The organism is Mycolicibacterium setense (assembly GCF_000805385.1).
In the GTDB taxonomy this organism is placed as follows: Bacteria; Actinomycetota; Actinomycetes; order Mycobacteriales; family Mycobacteriaceae; genus Mycobacterium; species Mycobacterium setense.
The window spans coordinates 49,041-67,638 of the sequence record NZ_JTJW01000010.1 but is presented as its reverse complement, the minus strand read 5'-3'; the positions used below and the strand labels follow the sequence as shown (position 1 = coordinate 67,638).

Annotated in this window: 18 protein-coding genes; 3 read left to right on the top strand and 15 right to left on the bottom strand. The window is 65.7% G+C overall.

Features of this window, described 5'->3' with window-relative positions; translation table 11 throughout:
- Window position 1 precedes the first annotated feature (1 nt).
- Complete coding sequence (locus tag QQ25_RS25590) at window positions 2–295, bottom strand: chorismate mutase (protein WP_407661827.1); 294 nt, start codon at window positions 293–295, stop codon at window positions 2–4.
- Window positions 296–314: 19 nt separating this feature from the next.
- On the opposite strand from QQ25_RS25590, the gene pcrA reads away from it, so the two are divergent.
- Entirely contained in the window at window positions 315–2,654 is a 2,340-nt protein-coding gene (pcrA, locus tag QQ25_RS25585; RefSeq protein WP_039324716.1) for a DNA helicase PcrA, read from the top strand.
- On the opposite strand, the gene QQ25_RS25580 is transcribed toward pcrA, so the two are convergent.
- The 9 genes from QQ25_RS25580 to QQ25_RS25540 form a co-directional block, all read right to left on the bottom strand.
- Window positions 2,651–3,076: a hypothetical protein gene (locus QQ25_RS25580; RefSeq protein ID WP_039381900.1), complete on the bottom strand. Its 426-nt coding sequence runs from the start codon at window positions 3,074–3,076 to the stop codon at window positions 2,651–2,653. The genes pcrA and QQ25_RS25580 overlap by 4 nt on opposite strands.
- Before the next feature lie 72 nt (window positions 3,077–3,148).
- Window positions 3,149–3,640 carry a DoxX family membrane protein gene (locus QQ25_RS25575; RefSeq protein WP_110812359.1) on the bottom strand — a complete coding sequence of 164 codons (492 nt, stop codon included), beginning with the start codon at window positions 3,638–3,640 and terminating at the stop codon, window positions 3,149–3,151.
- Between the two features lie 38 nt (window positions 3,641–3,678).
- Window positions 3,679–4,080 (bottom strand): 4Fe-4S dicluster domain-containing protein, encoded by a 402-nt coding sequence (locus tag QQ25_RS25570; RefSeq protein WP_039381899.1) that lies wholly within the window; start codon window positions 4,078–4,080, stop codon window positions 3,679–3,681.
- Entirely contained in the window at window positions 4,077–5,669 is a 1,593-nt protein-coding gene (locus tag QQ25_RS25565; RefSeq protein WP_039381897.1) for an FAD-dependent oxidoreductase, read from the bottom strand. Before QQ25_RS25565 ends, QQ25_RS25570 begins: the two co-directional genes overlap by 4 nt.
- Window positions 5,653–6,390: an ABC transporter ATP-binding protein gene (locus QQ25_RS25560; protein WP_039324708.1), complete on the bottom strand. Its 738-nt coding sequence runs from the start codon at window positions 6,388–6,390 to the stop codon at window positions 5,653–5,655. The genes QQ25_RS25565 and QQ25_RS25560 overlap by 17 nt, the downstream gene beginning before the upstream one ends.
- Entirely contained in the window at window positions 6,387–7,283 is an 897-nt protein-coding gene (locus QQ25_RS25555) for an ABC transporter permease (RefSeq protein WP_039381896.1), read from the bottom strand. The genes QQ25_RS25560 and QQ25_RS25555 overlap by 4 nt, the downstream gene beginning before the upstream one ends.
- Window positions 7,262–8,221 carry an ABC transporter substrate-binding protein gene (locus tag QQ25_RS25550; protein ID WP_039381894.1) on the bottom strand — a complete coding sequence of 320 codons (960 nt, stop codon included), beginning with the start codon at window positions 8,219–8,221 and terminating at the stop codon, window positions 7,262–7,264. Before QQ25_RS25550 ends, QQ25_RS25555 begins: the two co-directional genes overlap by 22 nt.
- A 152-nt stretch (window positions 8,222–8,373) precedes the next feature.
- Window positions 8,374–9,063 carry a hypothetical protein gene (locus QQ25_RS25545; RefSeq protein WP_052236077.1) on the bottom strand — a complete coding sequence of 230 codons (690 nt, stop codon included), beginning with the start codon at window positions 9,061–9,063 and terminating at the stop codon, window positions 8,374–8,376.
- Window positions 9,064–10,179, bottom strand: coding sequence for a M23 family metallopeptidase (locus tag QQ25_RS25540; protein ID WP_039324702.1), 1,116 nt, complete (start codon window positions 10,177–10,179; stop codon window positions 9,064–9,066).
- A 283-nt stretch (window positions 10,180–10,462) separates the two neighbouring features.
- Between QQ25_RS25540 and sucC the strand changes: the two genes are divergently transcribed.
- Together sucC and sucD are read left to right on the top strand one after the other, a co-directional pair.
- On the top strand, window positions 10,463–11,626 hold the full coding sequence (gene sucC, locus QQ25_RS25535) for an ADP-forming succinate--CoA ligase subunit beta (protein ID WP_039381892.1): 1,164 nt from the start codon (window positions 10,463–10,465) through the stop codon (window positions 11,624–11,626).
- A gap of 14 nt (window positions 11,627–11,640) precedes the next feature.
- Window positions 11,641–12,543 carry a succinate--CoA ligase subunit alpha gene (sucD, locus tag QQ25_RS25530; protein ID WP_039324698.1) on the top strand — a complete coding sequence of 301 codons (903 nt, stop codon included), beginning with the start codon at window positions 11,641–11,643 and terminating at the stop codon, window positions 12,541–12,543.
- A 115-nt stretch (window positions 12,544–12,658) separates the two neighbouring features.
- On the opposite strand, the gene QQ25_RS25525 is transcribed toward sucD, so the two are convergent.
- The 5 genes from QQ25_RS25525 to QQ25_RS29865 all read right to left on the bottom strand — a co-directional run bounded on the left by QQ25_RS25525 (window position 12,659) and on the right by QQ25_RS29865 (window position 18,585).
- Window positions 12,659–14,527, bottom strand: coding sequence for a S9 family peptidase (locus tag QQ25_RS25525; protein ID WP_039381891.1), 1,869 nt, complete (start codon window positions 14,525–14,527; stop codon window positions 12,659–12,661).
- 42 nt (window positions 14,528–14,569) lie between these two features.
- Entirely contained in the window at window positions 14,570–15,184 is a 615-nt protein-coding gene (locus QQ25_RS25520; protein ID WP_201774277.1) for a TetR/AcrR family transcriptional regulator, read from the bottom strand.
- Between the two features lie 332 nt (window positions 15,185–15,516).
- On the bottom strand, window positions 15,517–16,113 hold the full coding sequence (locus tag QQ25_RS25515) for a hypothetical protein (RefSeq protein WP_131546231.1): 597 nt from the start codon (window positions 16,111–16,113) through the stop codon (window positions 15,517–15,519).
- Window positions 16,101–16,586 (bottom strand): hypothetical protein, encoded by a 486-nt coding sequence (locus tag QQ25_RS25510; RefSeq protein ID WP_131546229.1) that lies wholly within the window; start codon window positions 16,584–16,586, stop codon window positions 16,101–16,103. The genes QQ25_RS25515 and QQ25_RS25510 overlap by 13 nt, the downstream gene beginning before the upstream one ends.
- Window positions 16,587–17,121: 535 nt before the next feature.
- Entirely contained in the window at window positions 17,122–18,585 is a 1,464-nt protein-coding gene (locus tag QQ25_RS29865; RefSeq protein ID WP_052236076.1) for a hypothetical protein, read from the bottom strand.
- Window positions 18,586–18,598: the final 13 nt, after the last annotated feature.

The window sequence follows — 18,598 nt, the reverse complement described above, 5'->3', positions numbered from 1 at the left end:
CTCAGTGCCCCAGCCGGCCGCGGCCGAGCTGCAGCAGCAGGATGGCCAGGTCTTTGCCCTCGGGCCCCAGCACGCTGTAGCGCTCGATGACCTGCATTTCACGGCTGTGCACCAGGCGGGTGCCGCCGGAGGCCATCCGGGCTTTGCCGATCAGCTTGGAGACCTCAGCGCGGCGTTGGACTGCGGCAAGGATGGTGGCGTCGAGTTCGTCGATCTCCCGACGCAGGTCATCGATCTCAGGCACAGCCTGATAGTCCCAGTCGGCCCGTGCCAGCGCAAAACTGTCCCCGCCCAGCGGTAAGTTTGAACGCAAGATGACCACTTCCCCCGTCGCCTCCCCAGCTGCTGCAGATGTTGATGAACTTCTTGACGGCTTGAACCCGCAGCAGCGCCAGGCAGTGCTGCACGAAGGGTCGCCGCTGCTGATCGTCGCGGGGGCGGGATCGGGTAAGACTGCGGTGCTGACCAGGCGCATCGCCTATCTACTGGCCGCCCGTGACGTCGGGGTGGGGCAGATCCTGGCCATCACGTTCACCAACAAGGCCGCGGCCGAGATGCGTGAGCGGGTGGTCCAGCTGGTGGGCCCCAGGGCTCGGAACATGTGGGTGTCGACGTTCCACTCGACCTGTGTGCGGATCCTGCGCAACCAGGCTTCGCTGCTGCCGGGGCTGAACTCCAACTTCTCGATCTACGACGCCGACGATTCCCGGCGGCTGCTGATGATGATCGGCAAGGACATGGGGCTGGACACCAAGCGGTACTCGCCGCGGTTGCTGGCCAACGGCATCTCCAACCTGAAGAACGAGCTGATCGGTCCGGAGCAGGCGGCGGCCGAGGCGTCGGAGGCGGCCGAGGAGATGGCCGGCATCATCGCCCAGGTCTACGGGGAATATCAGCGCCGGCTGCGCGCGGCCAATGCGCTGGACTTCGACGACCTGATCGGTGAGACGGTCGGCATCCTGCAGGCCTTCCCTCAGATCGCCCAGTACTACCGGCGCCGGTTCCGCCACATCCTGGTCGACGAATATCAGGACACCAACCATGCGCAGTACGTGTTGGTGCGCGAATTGGTGGGCCACCACGTCGACGAGGACGCCGGCGTGGGCCCGTCGGAACTGTGCGTGGTGGGCGATGCCGATCAGTCGATCTACGCGTTCCGCGGCGCGACGATCCGCAACATCGAGGACTTCGAGCGCGACTACCCGGACGCGACGACGATTCTGCTGGAACAGAACTACCGCTCCACCCAGACCATCCTGAACGCGGCCAACTCGGTGATCGCCCGCAACACGGGCCGCCGGGAGAAGCGGCTGTGGACCGAAGAGGGTGAGGGTGAGCTGATCGTCGGCTACGTGGCCGACAACGAGCACGACGAGGCCCGCTTCGTCGCGGAGGAGATCGACGCGCTCGCCGACAGCGAGGGCCTGAAGTATTCCGACGTCGCGGTGTTCTACCGCACCAACAACTCCTCGCGTGCGCTGGAAGAGGTGTTCATCCGCGCAGGCATCCCGTACAAGGTCGTCGGCGGCGTGCGGTTCTACGAGCGCCGCGAGATCCGCGACATCGTCGCCTACCTGCGGGTGCTGGACAATCCGGGTGACGCGGTGAGCATGCGTCGCATCCTGAACACCCCGCGCCGCGGCATCGGTGACCGGGCCGAGGCGTGCGTGGCGGTGTATGCCGAGAACACCGGGGCCAGCTTCAACGACGCGCTGCAGGCCGCCGCCGAGGGCCGGGTGCCGATGCTCAATTCCCGCTCGGAGAAGGCCATCGCATCGTTTGTCCAGCTGCTCGACTCGCTGCGCGGCAAGCTCGACGACGAGCTTGGGGATCTGGTCGAGGCCGTGCTCGAGCGCACCGGTTACCGCCGTGAACTGGAGGCCTCCAGTGATCCGCAGGATCTCGCCCGGTTGGACAACCTCAACGAATTGGTCAGCGTCGCACACGAATTCAGCACTGATCTGGCCAACGCCCGGGCGCTGGCCGAACAGGATGAGGGCGAGCCGGTCGACGAGGACATCCCCGACACCGGCGTGCTGGCCCAGTTCCTGGAGCGGGTGTCGCTGGTGGCGGACGCCGACGAGATTCCCGAGGACGGCGCGGGTGTGGTGACGATGATGACGCTGCACACGGCCAAGGGCCTGGAATTCCCGGCGGTGTTCGTCACCGGCTGGGAGGACGGCATGTTCCCGCACATGCGGGCACTGGGTGATCCCAACGAGCTGTCCGAGGAGCGACGGCTGGCGTATGTCGGCATCACCCGGGCGCGCAAGCGGCTGTACCTCAGCCGCGCCAAGGTGCGCTCGTCGTGGGGGCAGCCCATGCTGAACCCGGAATCGCGATTCCTGCGCGAGATTCCGGAGGATCTGATCAACTGGCGGCGCGTCGAGCAGCCGTCGTCATCGCTGAGCGCGCCGGTCGGCAACGCCGGCCGCTATGGAACCCCGCGTCCGTCGCCGTCACGGCCCGCGCCCGCCCGCAACCGGGCGGTCATCACGCTGGAGCCCGGCGACCGCGTCACGCACGACAAGTACGGGCTCGGCCGCGTCGAGGAAGTCTCGGGCGTGGGCGAGTCGGCGATGTCACTGATCGACTTCGGCAGTGCGGGCCGCGTCAAGCTCATGCACAACCACGCTCCGGTGACGAAGCTCTAACGCGCGCACCACTGCTTCGTTCCGGGCAGCAGCGCGAACACCAGGGTCAGTACCGGAAGCCCCACCAGAACGATCGACGACAACGAGGGGCCGGGGTTGTCAGTGGCAACCCCGTATATCCACCCTCCGGCGAAGACGACACTGCAGGCGATGACGATGACGCGGCCACTTGGCTTGTGCCGCAACAACTGCACCGCACCGACAGTGAAAGCCACCGCGAAGATCGCCGCGACGACGCCGGCGACACCGGTCGGGGCCCAGACGCTGAGCCGCTCCTCCGAGGACGGATCGAATGCCTCCAACAGAAAACGGGTGAACAGGAAGATCACGGTCAGAACAGCGCTCAATCCCGCAAGGGCGAGACTCAGCACAGCAGTGGTGATCGCGGTACCGCGGCCGGTCTGCGCAGGCATCGTGTTCATCTGGAAAGCTCCCCCCTCGTCGTCGGAGCAAACCTAACAGGGCTCTGTACGCCGGCGGGCGTCAATCCGCCATCAGGCTCTGGCGTGCCTGTGCAGCCGAAAGATGTGACTGTGCTCGGGTGCCAGACCGAGCAGCAGAGCCGCCGCGGCGGCGGTGAAAACAGATGCGCTGAAAGGCGTCTCGAAGCCGGCGAAGACGAACATCGAGACGCCGAAGACGACCAACAGCGCCGCGGTACCGAAGGACACCCAACGGAGGCAGACACCCAGCAGCAACCCCACGGCCAGGATGACCTCGGCGATGGTCGCGAGCCAAGCCGTCAGCTGCAGCAATCCACCGGTCAGGTAGGGCGCCAAGACGTGAACGTAGGCGGTGAATGACTCGAAGTTGCCCCACGCGACGTTCGGCGTGCCCGCCGGGCCCCACAGGCCGAATCGGTCGGCGACGGCGGACAGGAATGCCGTCGCCAGTGTCAGTCGGGCGAAAAGGGTTGCCGCACGGAGCAGTCGCTGGTTCTCCGACGCCGCCGGGTTCCGGGCGGCCGTGGGTGCGTCGTCAGACATGGTTCAAGAATGTATGCCGCCCCGCTGTGCCGCAGCGCTCACGGGTGGTTCCAAGGGTCCTCGGCGAGCACCGCCGGTGAGGTCAGCCGCGGCTCCGTCAGCGGCGGAATCGAGGCAAGAACCGGGTTCTGGTCCAGGCGGGAACCGGGCGTGCGGCCACCACCCCAACCGACCATCGCCCGGTAACCGCCCAGCAGACCCGCACCGCTGACCGCCGACTCGGAAGCGTGTGGGCTGTCGGCACCCACGGGTGTGGAAACCGGCGAGACGTACAGCGCGTCGGTGGGGCAGTAGGCCTCGCACATGAAGCATGTCTGGCAGTCCGACTGCCGGGCGATCACCGGCAGGCCGTCGGAGCCCCGGTCGAACACGTCGGTGGGGCACACCTTGATGCAGACATCGCACTTGATGCACGCGGACCCGCTGACGATCTCGATCACGCCACGGCCTCCGAGGAGATGAGGTGTGGTGCGACAGGATCGGGTGTGGTCCAGACCCTGTCGAGGCCGCTGACAAGGATGCGGTGCTCGTAGCGGTGATCGGAGTCGGGCAGGTCCTCGCGGCGGTGCAGGCCGCGGGTTTCGGGCCGGGCCAGTGAGGCCGCGGTGATCCAGCGCGCCACGGCGACCATGGCCTGCGCCTGACGCTGCTTGTAGGTATCGCGGGCGGAGACCGGCGCCAGGCCGTCGGCGATGTCGCGCCACACGCGCTCCAGCGCCTCGGCGGACTCCTGAAGCCGCTCTTCGGATTTCAGGTAACTGCGCTGCGGCGGCAGGATATGCGACTGCGCGGCGGTCACCACCTCCTCGACGGTGGGCGCGCCCGGGCGTGAGCGGGGGACCGTGCCGGCAGGCTCAGCCACCTGTCCGCGGTGGCGACGGCTGAACTCGGCGGCGCCGCGGCCGGCGAAGGTGCCCGAGGCGATCGCCCACGAACCGTTACGGCTGCCACCGCCGGACAATGAGCCGGTGATGAGTTCGCGGGTCGCCGCATCGCCTGCGGCGTACAGGCCCGGAACGGTTGTCGCACAATCCGGTGCGACCAGGCGCAGGCCGCCGGTGCCGCGCACGGATCCCTCGTAGACCATCCGGACCGGGTAGGCCGTGGTGAACGGGTCGATGCCGGCCTTGTCCAACGGCAGGAAATAGTTCGGCTGAGCATCGCGCATGGTCTGGCGGATTCCTTCGGGCGCCCGGTCCAGCCGGGCGAAGACCCGCTCACCACGGGTCAGCGCCCGCTGGGCATCCTGGCGTCCGCTCAGCCCCCGCTGGGTGGTGAACGGGCGGCCGTGCTCGTCATAGAAGCTGCCCCACTGCAGCATTCGGCCCTTGGTGTGCACGCCCCATTCGGGGGCCAGCGCGTAGGCGGTGCAGAATTCCATGCCGGACAGGTGTGCCCCGTGCTCGGCAGCCATCAGCAGGCCTTCACCGGTATCGACGTTGGTGCCGAATGTTCCGGACAGGAAAGCGGTTCCGCCGGTGGCCAGTACGACGGCACCCGCCGTGATCCGCCACGGCCGTCCGCCGTCCTGGCGGGCGATGCCGGTGGCGCCGGTGATGACGCCGTCGCGGTCGGCGGACAGCTCCAGGGCCGGGTGGTGATCGAGGATGTGCACGCCGCTGCGGTGGGCTTTGCGCCGCATGCGCCGCATGTACTCCGGGCCCTGCAGGCTGCTGCGCATCTCGCGGCCATCGGCGCCGACCGGGAACGGGTAACCCCACTGCGAGAGGTCCTCGAGCCGGTCCCATGAGGTGGCCAGTACCCGGAACATCCACTCGGAGTCTGTGATGCGCCCTGCCGCCAGCTCGCGTTCGCGCACGGAATCCTCGCGTCGCGGGCCGGGTCCGATCGCCCACAGGTTGTTGCCGCCGGCGGCCGTCGCACCGCTGGTGCCGCAATAGCCCTTGTCCACCAAGATGACTCGGGCCCCGGACTCGGCGGCGGAGACGGCTGCCCAGGTGGCCGCGGGGCCGCCGCCGATCACCAGGACGTCGGTGCGGTAGGCCTCGAGGTCAGCGGGAACGGTCATGGCCCACTTCCTCTCGGACGCCGAGCTCGGCCAGCAGCGCCCGGCGCAGGTCGTCGAAGCCGTCGTCGCTGCGGGTGCGCGGGAAGGGCAGCTCGACGCGGCGGTCGAGCGAGACCCGTCCGCCCGAGAGCACCACAACCCGGTCGGCCAGCAGGATCGCCTCGTCGACGTCATGGGTGACGTGCAGGACAGCCATCTGCCTGCGGGACCAGAGTTCGTGCAGTAGCCCGTACATCTTGAGCCGGGTCAGTGCGTCGAGCGCGCCGAACGGCTCGTCGAGCAGTAGCAGGTCAGGTTCGCGGACCAGCGCGCGGGCCAGTGAAACTCGTTGTGCCTCACCGCCGGACAGGGACAGCGGCCAGGCTCTGGCCTTGTCCGTCAGCCCCACTTCCTCAAGCGCTGCGCGCCCACGGGCAGTGCGGCTGGGTGCGTCGGGCCCGCCGTCGGGCAGCGCGAAGGTGACGTTGGCCAGAGCCCGCCGCCACGGCAGCAGCCGCGGGTTCTGAAACACCACCGCCCGGGAGCGGGGAACGCGCACCGACCCGGTGACCTGACCGTCCAGGCCGGCCAGTACGCGCAGCAGGGTGCTCTTGCCCGAACCGGACCGCCCCAGCATGGCGACGAATTCGCCGTCCTCGATCTGCAATTCGAGATCCTTGAGCACCTGCTGCTCACCGAAGGCTCGTGTGAGGCCGTGCACGTCGACGACAGTTGAACTCATGCCGGGGCTCCGAGTCCCTCGAACCCGTTGCGCCAGGACAGCAGGAGCCGCTCCAAGACCCGCACCAGCGTGTAGGACAGCAGGCCTGCCACCGCGTAGATGACGATCACCAGCAGCGAGACATCGAACTGCAGGTTGGTCTGGGCCCGCGACATCAGGTAGCCGATGCCCTGGGTGGTGTTGATCATCTCGGCGAAGATGAGACTCAGCCACGCGCTGGACAGCCCGAGCCGCAGGCCGACAAGGAAATTCGGCATCGCTCCGGGCAGGATCACCTGCGAGATGAGTGTCCGCCGCGACGCTTCCACGGTCTGCGCCATCTCGACGAGCTGCCGGTCCACACCGCGGATACCCGAATAGGTGTTGATGTAGATGGCGATCGCCACACCGGTGGTGATGAGCACGATCTTGGGTCCCTCGCCGATGCCCATCCAGATGATCAGCAGCGGCGTCAGCGCGAAATTCGGTACCGCCTTGAGGATCTGCATGGTCCAGTCGAGCAGGTCCTCGCCGGTGCGGGTGAGCCCTGCGACGACGGCGAGCAGGACGCCGATGAGGATGCCGAGCACCGTGCCGGTCAGTACGCGGACGGCCGACGCACCGACGTGGGTGGCGAGTTGGCCGTCACCCAGTAGCCGCCACGCGGTGGACGCGACCTCGGTCGGAGGTGGGAACAGGTCGGTGTTGAGGAGCCCCGTCGTTGAGCCGATGGTCCAGGCGGCCACGATCAGGGCCGGGCTCATCAGCCGGCGCACCGGCCGTGGGATGCGCGCCCACAAGCCTTTTCGTCGACTGTGGCCGCCGGCGACGTCGACGAGTTCCGGGCGTGTGGTCGTCGTCCTGACCGCCGTGGCCCCGGTGGCGGCTGCGGTCACGACTTGGCTCCGGCCCATTCCCGCACCGAGTATTCGTTGTCGAACGAACCGTCGGCGTTGAGGAACTTGTATGCCGCTTCAAGTTGGTCCACACCGACTTTGGGGAACGGTTCGGTATTGAACTCATCAGCTTGGGTCGACTCTTTGACGAACTTCAGGTCGGTGTCGTCGGTTTTGGCGACCCAGGCCAGGTAGTCGTCGAAGTTCTCGGTGATGTCGCGGTTGACGGCGGTGACGGCCTCTTGCCAGGCGCCGACGAACTCCGGATGCGCGTCGGTGAACGAGCTGAGGGCGATGTTGGTGCCGGTGCTGCCGAACCCGTGACGCGACAGGCTGTCGATGATCGGGAAGCCCTTGGACTCCAGCTCGGCCGCGCTGGCACCGGTCAGGATGGCCGCGTCGATCTTGCCGGAACTCAGCCCGGCGATGGACTCGGGTGTCGGCACGTCGCGCACGTGGATCTGGCCGGTGAGACCCGCGGCGTCGATGAGCTGGCGGGCGGCCCGGTCGCGGATGGTGCCCTGCGGGGCGGTGATGTCCTTGCCCACCAAGCCCTTGATGTCGGTCGGCCCGCCCTTGGCGCCCACCAGCCAAGCGTCGCCGTTGATCGAATCCAGGGACAGCAGAACTACTTTCGGGTCCCGGCTGCGGGCACGCAGGGCGGGGTTGTCACCGATGGCGGCGACGTCGACGGCACCGGCGAACAGCGCCGACGCGACATCGCTGCCGGACTGGAAGAACGAGTATTCGATCTTGCCGACGCCTGCGGATTTCAGCTGCTCGGTGAGGATGCCCTGCTTGTCGCCCCAGCCCAGCGAGCCCGCGGGAGTCCCCGTCACCGACGTGGCGCCGACGCGCAGCGTGTAGCCCTCGGCGTTGTCGTCGTCGCTGCTGCAGGAGATCGCCGTGGTGATGAGGGTGAGCGCAAAGGCGGTGCGCAACAAGCGGTTGAACATGGGGGCGGGCCTCCGAAGGTGTCAAATGCGTGAGCACACACGCGAATGCGCCCCAGTAGACTCCCGGCCCCGATTTCGGGTCGACGGTTTGGCTCAGGCTGACCGGAAGCCCGCAGTTTCGACGGCGCGGTGTACCGGTGATCGACCTGGCCTTATCGGCGCGCGCTCCAGCGCCCGGTCGAGGGCAGCGCCGTGAACAGGATGGCGGCCAGCGGAAGGGCCGGCATCGCGTAGACGACCGGATGAAGCTGGGCCCCGGCGATGAACAGACTGGCGAAGATCAGCAGGCCGATGACGGCGCCGACGATAACCAGCAGCCTGCTCATCCGGCGCCGCAGCAACAATGCGATGAGCCCGCCGATGGTTGCTGCAGCCGAGATCGCGGCCAGGAAACCGACGGCCACGCAGAACAATCGGTCGGTACGCCACCAGCCGGCGATCAGGTCGGTGGCGATGACGCCGGTGGCCCAGCCGCTGAGGATCGCGAAGGTGGCCGCCACGATGGCCGTTCTCGGATTGGTGCTTTGCGAGGTGCGGGGAATGATCGCGGGCCGGGCGCGGGGCACGTAGCTCGTGCGGGCGTCGTCCGCGGGGCCGATGAGGCCGGTCTGCGCCTCGCTGCCGGAGCTGCCGGTGATACCGGAGATCAGGCTGGTCTGCGGTTCCGCGCCGGCCGCGGTGGGAATGGCGCCGGTGGGGTGACGTCGGATGATGCTGGTGTGGGGTTCGTCGCCGGCCGGCACGGGCTTGGAAACCGGGTCCTGCGGCTGGCGCCGGATGATGCGGGTGCGGTCGTCGTCTTCGTCGGGGTGATCGGCTGCCAACTGCTCGTCGTCGCTCACTCAGCCAACATAGCTGCCGACGCTGAGACCTCTCTTGTTCAGCCAGGGCACCGGATCGATGCGGCTCGTACCGTTCTGCAGAACTTCGAAATGCAGGTGGGGGCCGGTCGAATAACCCCGGTTGCCGACGGTCGCGATCTGGTCGCCGGCCATCACCCGGTCACCTTCGCTGACGAGCCAGGTGTTGATGTGGCCGTAAAGCGTGACGGTGCCGTCAGCGTGGCGCAGCTTGACCCAGGCGCCGTAGCCCGCTGTAGGGCCCGCGGCGATCACGACGCCGTCGGAGACGGCCACGATCGGGGTGCCGATCGGGCTCGCCAGGTCGATGCCGGCGTGCAGCACACCCCAGCGGTAGCCGAAGTTCGATGTCCAGACATAGCCCTTCGTGGGCATGACGAACAGCGGCCGGGACAGCCGGGCCTCGCGCTCGGCACGCTCCTGCGCGAAGGCGGCGGCCTTGGTGATCTCCTCGGCGTGCACCGAGGTGTCGGCGGTGGAGGAGACCGAGACGATCTGCATGCCGTCCACCGAGCCGGTGACGGACGCGCCTTCGACGTGGGTGCCCTCGGAGGCCAGGATCGTGTCGTCGGCGTGGGTCTCGGTCGGATTGCCCAGCGAGTAGGCGCCCGCGGCGGTGGCGCCCGCGGCCATGGCGGCGATCATCAGGCGGCTCTTGACGGCGCCGGCGTGCTCCTTGCGGTGGGCGCCACGGCGGCCGGCCATGTCGATCACGTCGGTGGCCGCGATGCCGTCACTCACATCGGTGTGGCTGTCGCGGTAGGCGTACGTGGAGTTCCGAGTGCTGCGCGTGGACGACGGGCGACGCTCGCCGTCGATGTCGGGGCGGAAGCGTGAAGGTACGGCGAGGCGGACGGGCACCAGATCGTCGGTGTCGTCCATGTCATCGAGTTCGGCGGCGTAGATACCGATGGAATCGCGGTCATCCGACTCGCGTTGGTCCGGTCCGGAGCAGTCATCGAAGGCTTCGAAAGCACTGAAGGGGATGACGTCGGTGACCTCGGCAGCGTCCAGCTCATCAGGCGAAACCCGGCGCCTGCGGCGGCGCGCGTCCGTCGTCACCCCTCGCGGGGCTGCGGACGAACGATGCTGCGGCAAGACTCGAGAATCCTTCTTCGTCGTGACCTGAACGTTATCTGGACCAGAGGCACGTTAACCAAATCCCAATGATGGTGGCAACTTATGGGTCTATTCCGCGTCGGAATGTGATCCGTATCACCTCGGGCAGGCGGTGAGATCTACCACATGAGCCGGAGGCGGTGCCAATCCATCACTGGGGGATGGATAAAGTTCCCCCGGGCCCGTCCAAAGGTACCGGACTGGGCAGCTTCGAAGCGCGTTCGAAGCCGAAGCAGACAGACCACGCCTATCTAGGAAGCACATGGATCTCTTCGAATATCAGGCGAAAGAGCTGTTCGCCAAGCACAACGTCCCCACAACCCCGGGCCGGGTGACCGACTCGGCGGAGGACGCCAAGGCGATCGCCACCGAAATCGGCAAGCCCGTGATGATCAAGGCGCAGGTGAAGGTCGGCGGCCGCGGGAAGGCCGGCGGTGTGAAGTACGCAGCCACCCCCGATGACGCCATCACGCACGCGCAGAACATCCTTGGTCTCGACATCAAGGGTCACGTCGTCAAAAAGTTGCTGGTGGCCGAGGCGAGCGACATCGCCGAGGAGTACTACATCTCTTTCCTGCTCGATCGCGCCAACCGCACCTACCTGGCCATGTGCTCGGTCGAGGGTGGCATGGAGATCGAGGAAGTCGCCGCCACCAAGCCCGAGCGGCTGGCCAAGGTGCCCGTCGACGCCGTCAAGGGTGTCGACCTGGCCTTCGCCCGGTCCATCGCCGAGCAGGGTCACCTGCCCGCCGAGGTGCTCGACGCCGCTGCGGTGACCATCCAGAAGCTGTGGGAGGTGTTCGTCAAGGAGGACGCCACCCTGGTTGAGGTCAACCCGCTGGTGCGCACGCCCGACGATCAGATCCTGGCGCTCGACGGCAAGGTCACCCTCGATGCGAACGCCGACTTCCGTCAGCCCGGCCACGCCGAGTTCGAGGACAAGGACGCGACCGATCCTCTGGAGCTCAAGGCCAAGGAGAACGACCTCAACTACGTCAAGCTCGACGGCGCGGTCGGCATCATCGGAAATGGTGCCGGTCTGGTCATGTCGACGCTGGACGTGGTCGCCTATGCCGGTGAGAAGCACGGCGGCGTCAAGCCGGCCAACTTCCTCGACATCGGCGGTGGCGCTTCGGCTTCCGTGATGGCTGCGGGTCTGGACGTCATCCTCAACGACAGCCAGGTCAAGAGCGTGTTCGTCAACGTGTTCGGCGGCATCACCGCGTGTGACGCGGTGGCCAACGGCATCGTGCAGGCACTGCAGATCCTCGGTGACGAGGCCAACAAGCCGCTCGTCGTCCGCCTGGACGGCAACAACGTCGAAGAGGGCCGTCGCATCCTGGCCGAGGCCAACCACCCCCTGGTGATCCAGGCCGAAACCATGGACGCCGGTGCCGACAAGGCCGCCGAGCTGGCGAATAAGTAAGGGAGCCAACGAGAATGTCTATCTTCCTGAACAAGGATTCCAAGGTCATCGTCCAGGGCATCACCGGCGGTGAGGGCACCAAGCACACCGCCCTGATGCTGAAGGCGGGCACGCAGGTCGTCGGCGGCGTCAACGCGCGCAAGGCCGGCACCAAGGTCTCGCACGTGGATAAGGACGGCAACGACGTCGAACTCCCCGTGTTCGGCTCGGTCGCCGAGGCCATGAAGGAGACCGGCGCCGACGTGTCGATCGCCTTCGTGCCGCCGGCCTTCTCCAAGGACGCCATCATCGAGGCCATCGACGCCGAGATCCCGCTGCTGGTGGTCATCACCGAGGGAATCCCGGTGCAGGACAGCGCGTACGCGTGGGCCTACAACGTCGAGAAGGGCAAGAAGACCCGGATCATCGGCCCCAACTGCCCGGGCATCATCACCCCCGGTGAGTCGCTGGTCGGCATCACGCCGAACAACATCACCGGCAAGGGCCCGATCGGTCTGGTGTCGAAGTCGGGCACCCTGACCTACCAGATGATGTACGAGCTGCGCGATCTCGGCTTCTCCACCGCCATCGGCATCGGCGGCGACCCGGTCATCGGCACCACCCACATCGACGCCATCGAGGCGTTCGAGAAGGATCCCGAGACCAAGATCATCGTGATGATCGGCGAGATCGGTGGCGACGCCGAAGAGCGTGCCGCCGACTACATCAAGGCCAACGTCACCAAGCCGGTCGTCGGCTACGTCGCGGGCTTCACCGCTCCGGAGGGCAAGACCATGGGCCACGCCGGCGCCATCGTGTCGGGCTCGTCGGGCACCGCCTCGGCCAAGAAGGAAGCCCTCGAGGCTGCGGGTGTGAAGGTCGGCAAGACGCCGTCCGAGACCGCCAAGCTGGCTCGCGAGCTCTTCGAGAGCCTGTAAGTCTCTACACAGAAAGGCCCCCGCCACGGCGGGGGCCTTTCTTTTTGTGCCGAGCGTGCAAGCAGATCGCGTTCTGGCGATTTTTGGCGATCTGAACGCACGCTCGACGCATGGCCTAGACGCGACCGCCCAAGTGCTCGGCGAGGAACCGCTCGACGGCGTGGTACATGTCGATCTGGTTGTCCGGGTTGAGAAATCCGTGGCCCTCGTCCGCCTTGACCATGTACTCGACCTCGACGCCGCGGTTGCGTAGCGCCTCGACGAGGTTGTCGGATTCGGCCTGGACCACGCGAGAATCGTTGGCACCCTGGATGACCAGCAGTGGTGTGCGGATCTGATCGACTCGTGTGATGGGGGAGCGGGCCAGCATGTCGGCTTCCTGCTCCGGATCGTTGTGGTTGCCCACGTACAGATGCCAGTTCGTGGCCAGGAACGGACGCGCCACATTCGGCAGGGTGCGCATGAAGTTGGCCAGGCTGGAGATGCCGACATAGTCGATGGCGGCGGCGAAGACGTCTGGCGTGAAGGTCACCCCGACCAGCGCGGCGTAGCCACCGTACGAGCCGCCGAAGATCGCCACCTTGTCGCGGTCGGCGTAGCCCTGCTTGACCGCCCAGTCCACCGCATCGATCAGGTCGTCGTGCATCTTGCCGGCGAACTCACCGATCGCAGCCTTGGTGAACGCCTTGCCGTAGCCCGTCGAGCCACGAAAGTTGACCTGTAGCACCGCATATCCGCGGTTGGCCAGCATCTGCACGTCGGGCTGAAACCCCCAGCAATCCCTAGCCCACGGGCCGCCGTGCACCAGCAGCACCAACGGCAGGTCGGTGGGCTCGACCCCGACCGGCAGGGTCAGATACGAATGCAGCTCCAGCCCGTCGCGGGCGGTGATGGTCACCGGTGTCATCGGCGCTAGTGAATCTGAGTTCAGATTCGGATATGGCCGGAACAGCAGCCGGCTCTCGCCGGTGGCGTGGTCGTAGAGGTAAGTCGCCCAGGGATCGCGGTCGTGGGTGAACTGGGCCACCCAGCGCTTTCCGCTGTCGTCGGAGGAGATGCCGGCGAGGTCGCCGTCCGACAGTGTGGTGAGTTTGGCCAGGATGTCGGCGAAATCCGGGTCCAGGGCATGGATCACCTGGCGTTCCCCGTAGTAGCGTGCGCCGATCAGTTCCCCCGTGCGTTCGCTGAGGATGAAAGGTGACGGCAACACCATCTGATTGCCGAGGTCGAAGGCCGGGTGGCTGTCCACCTCGGTCTCGGCGCCGGTGGCCACATCGAGTCGGACCAGTCGGGTGCGGTCACTGTCCTCATTCGATCCCAACCAGATGCCGGTGCCGTCCGGGGAGATGACCAGAGGGAAGATTCCCAACGGGTAGTCGGTGCCGTCGTAGACCTTGATGGAACGCAATGATGCTGTGGCCGAGTCCCATTGCGATATCTCCACATCGCCGTCCACCGTCAGCGTGTTGGTGAACAGGTCACCGTTGGGGGCGCACAACCAGGTGATGACGTTCCCGGGATTCTCGGCCAGAAGCGTGAGTTCGCCAGTGGCGATGTCGAGTTCGTACGCATCGATCAGCTGGGGGTCGCGGTTGTTGGTCTGCACGATCGCTTTGCCGGGCCGCCCTTTGGGGAGGTCGAAACTCGCCCTGGCGCCTGGAAACGGTGTGAGGTCTACTGCGGCAGCGTCCGGGTTGTCCAGGTCGATGCGATACACATGGAAGTTCTCGTCACCGCCGCTGTCCTGCATGTAGAGCAGCCAACGCGGATCGTCGGTCCAGGAATAGATGTAGACGCTGCGGGTCTCGTCCGCGGTGACGCAACGCGGCGGTGCATCGCCGTCGAGGTCCTGCACCCAGACGTTGAGGCGGTTCTTCCACGGAGCCAGGTAGGCGATTTTGGTTCCGTCCGGCGAGATCCTGGCGCCGGCGCGCTCAGGCGGACTGAAGAAGTCCTCTACCGAGATGAGTTCGGGTAACGCCATGACGCTCCTTTGTCGTTTGTGGACAAGCTCTTTCGGGGTTTGTCAGGAAGTGACGGGCCCACCGAGACGGCCGTTGGTCGCGTCGCGGATTGCCCGATCGATCAGCGACAGTGCCTGCTCTTCGGTGACTTTCTTGCCTTCGACGATCACCGCGATGCTGACGTCTTCGTCGACAACACGGAACGCGCCGGTGACGGCCGCTGCGCACAGCCGGACGGTGAGATCTGTTTCCGGCAGGCCCAGTCGCTCGGCGATCACCGGGATGAAGCCCTGTTCCATCCGGTCGTGCACCATCAGATACGCCGTCCGAAGGGCAGGCTCGGACGAGGTCATGGTGGCGATTCGCATCGCGCTGATCTCGTCCTGGACGTCTTGTGGCGTCATCGGATGCGAAATTCCGTCGGCGGCAAGGTGTTCGGCCAACGACAGGTCATGTGGCCACCGGTTGAGAATGTCGATGAACCGGTCGGCGGATTTGGCCAGCACCGGTTCGACGCAGCTTTCCTTGGCGCGGAAGTAACGCCAGATCGTGCGGGTGGAAAGCCCTGCCGCCGCGGCGATGTCGTCACCGCTGGTGCCGTTGACGCCGCGTTCCCAGAACAGCTTGCAGGCATGTCGCGACACGGCGAGACGCGCCTGATCCTGTTTCTCGCCGATTGCCCTCACCTCCAGAACTCTGTCACTTAGTGACAGCTTCACTTTGTCACTAAGTGACAGAGTCGTCAAGGTGGGCTGGTGAGCGCCGGTTCTTGGCTGGTTTTCCGGCGGCTTCCCTGCCGGCTGCCCGCCGGTTATCCCGGCGGTTCCCAGCCCGCCGATTTCCCGCCGATTTCCACACCAGGGTCGCTCCAGGCGCGTCGAACGACCCAGGTGCAGAAAGCGGTGACGGCCTCCTGGTGAACGCGGTTTTCCGCCGCGCGGTTTTCCACACCGAGGTCGCTCCACACGCCTTCAACGACCCAGGTGTAGAAAGCGGCGAGGCGCGACGGCTAGAAAGCCCAACTCCCGCGCGGTGAGATCACGAAGCCATGGCGGTAGGCGGTGTAGCACGCGACGAAGTCATCTCCGGCCGCGCAGCCGGAGTCATTGACCACGAGCTTGTGTCCCGCGGGCAGTTCTCGGAGTTCGAGGTCCTTGCTCCACTGCCCGCCGCCCGCGTACGTGAATTCGAAGCCGCCATCGGCGGTTTCACTCACCGTTTGCATGACGGTCTCCCAAGCCGGCGCCTTTCCGGGGAGGTCTTGCCCGCCGGCATCCTTCGGGAAACCGGGTAGGCGTGAGGCCCTGCAGTCAATCATCCCGAGCCCGTCGACCCCTGTCGTCTGGCCGTACACATTGGCCAGGCAGGTCACGTCTTTCGCCCTGAACGAGACGAGGGTGTCGCGGTGCCAGTTGGTGCTGGTGTACGACGCGAGGTCGGCCACCTTGAAGGCTGCGAGATCGGGAAAAGTGCCGGGCGGGGGAGACGGATACGAAGCTGGGGCCGAAACCGCCTGGCCCTCAAGGGTTGACGTGCATCCGCACAGTGGCGTTGCCATCAGCGCCGCAGCGACGATCGCCGAGGCAGCGCGCATCAGAACGTCCAACTGCCCGAAGGTTGTAGGACGAATCCGTGTTTGTGGTCGGCATCGATGCACGCGACCAAGTTGTTCTTTCCGACGACGCAGGTGCTGTTGTTGCCGACGAGTTTCTTGCCGACGGTGATGGGTTTAAACCTCGCGGAGGCGCAATCCCCATCCGGCCGTGAGATGACGTAGGGTGCGTCGCTCGGTCCGTCCACTGGCTTGCGCACCTCAGGGCAACCGGTACCTGTTACCGAATCGGCGATGCCGTCGATGTTGCCACCGCACACGACCGATTTGTGCGGTCCGTAGTCGAGCAGGCAACTGATTTGTTCCGGACTGACGAATGCCGTACCTCCGAGTTTGAAGTCTTTTCGGTCGACGGGTCTGAACGCGTTCAAGTCAGGAAAACCCTCTGGCGGAGCAGGTAACTCCGTTGGCGACAAGCACGCCGTAAGCCCGAGAACTAGGACTGCGACGCACCGCGCCAGCCGCATCAGAACACCCAGCTTCCGGACGGTTGCAGCACGAAGCCATGCTTCCCGTTACCGTCAATGCACGCGGTTAATCGGTCTTCCCCGACCACGCACGTCGTGGTGTTGTTAGCCGTGAGTGTTAGCTTCTGGCCCACGTTGAGAAGCTCGTCGGCAGGTGGCGGGCACCCCTCGACCGACTTCTCAAATCTAAAAGGTGTTGAGCGACTGGACTCCTCGTGGGTCTGCAGCACTACGGCACATTCGCCGTATTCCACGGGCAGGCCGGGTACGGGTCCACTGCACCGTCTGACGCCACCGATCATGCAACTTAGACCGTCAGGTGTGCGAAAGAACGCGTACCCGTTCGCCCAACGGTCTGGGCGCGAGAAGTCGAGGTTGGCCGGCGCTTCTGTAAACGCATTGAGATCGGGAAAACCAGGTGGCTGTGCCTCCGCCGATGGCACTGCAGGGCCAACTGCAAGGGCGGCAACCATTGCGGGCACGGCGAGGACCCGGCGCAGTAGGTGCACGCTACTCATGGCTTTCTCCCATCGCGTTAGTGCTGGACGGTGATCTCGGCCTGGTAGGTCTTAGGGTTGTACGGTTTGTCACCGGTTCCATCCCAGCCCAGCGGATCCTCCCATGTGCTCACGCGCAGTTGTACCGTCTCTTGACCGGTAACGGGGTCATATGTTGTGTCGACGACAGTAGGACCATACGGAGCCCCAGTCCCTCCGCCTGGCCAAGTTCCCTGCCCAGGAGGGAATAGTGGAGTCGCCGGTGCCTTCAGCAACCCTTCTGGCGTGGTCGCGGTGATCGCACTGATCGGTTGATCGCCTGGAATATCCGGATTGAAGTTGTCGGATCCGACGAGCATGAACCCGCCACCTTTGAGCGCGACGAGTTGGCTCTCGCGGTCACCTGGCAATCCCTGGATTTCACCCTGGGGCTTGAGGGTTTGCATCCAGCCGTTCGGGTTGGCGGGGTCGATGGGGTCGGACACATACAGCATTCTGGTCCGGTCTCCAGGATGTGGACCGGTGTTTCCCACGACGATCATTCGGTTGGTCTTTGGGTCGTACGCGCCACTGGCTTGGGCGATCCCGGGCAGGACGCCGATACTCTTTGACGGGTCATTGAGATCCACCACGGTGGTATCGGCGGTTGCATATTCACGATTGGCCTTCCCGTCCACTTCATAAGGGACTTCGCTGTAGAGCGCGTACTGCTTCCCGTCAGGACCAACAATCGTGCCGGTCGGAAGCGGTCGGACCTTGTCCTCCCCGTCCGGATTTTCCGGCGAAGGTTGGTTCGCTTCTATCTCCAACGGATTCTTTTCGCCGTTCAACGTGGGGTAGCCAGTTCGCCCGTCGCCGCTGATCTCGATGCCAGTCCCAGGAAGTGTGGAATTCAAATCTCCCTGTGTGCCGTACGGCCGCAGTGGCCCAGGCAGGCCGGTGATTTGCGGATCCCCCGTCTTGCCGGTCCCTGGAGCTTCGCCCTTGCCGCCCTCCAGATCGAACTCGCGCAGGCTTGCGGTCATGCCGTCGAGTTGGTCGGCGACCTGTTGATCGGTCCATTCCAACACCGTTGCCTTGGCGCGAATATCGGCTTGCGCGTGATTCGCCTTCAGCTTTCGCATCAGGGCCAGCGCAGGGCTGATGATCCACGGCAAGCGGTCGGTGACGGCCAATTCTTCACTCACCGAGAAGAACTGATCCTCAGTGTTCTTGATCGCGTTGACTGCATCGTTCTTCGCGGCGCCGACAGATTCCGCACCCGCCTTGGCGATGGCGGCAGCCTGCCTCATGAGATCGAGCGATGCCCGAACCGTGGCCAGATTTTCGGACAACTTTCCGTTGGCGCGGTCGGATGCCGGGCCTGTCCAGGGAACGCCGCCGACTGTGGTCTGTGCCTTGCCGTATTGCTCATCGATGATGCTGGCGGCGCGCTCCCACCCGAGCGACGCAGATTGCAGGTGTCCGGTCGTCCATCCCTCGATACGAGAACGCGTCAGCATCTCGACTCGGCAC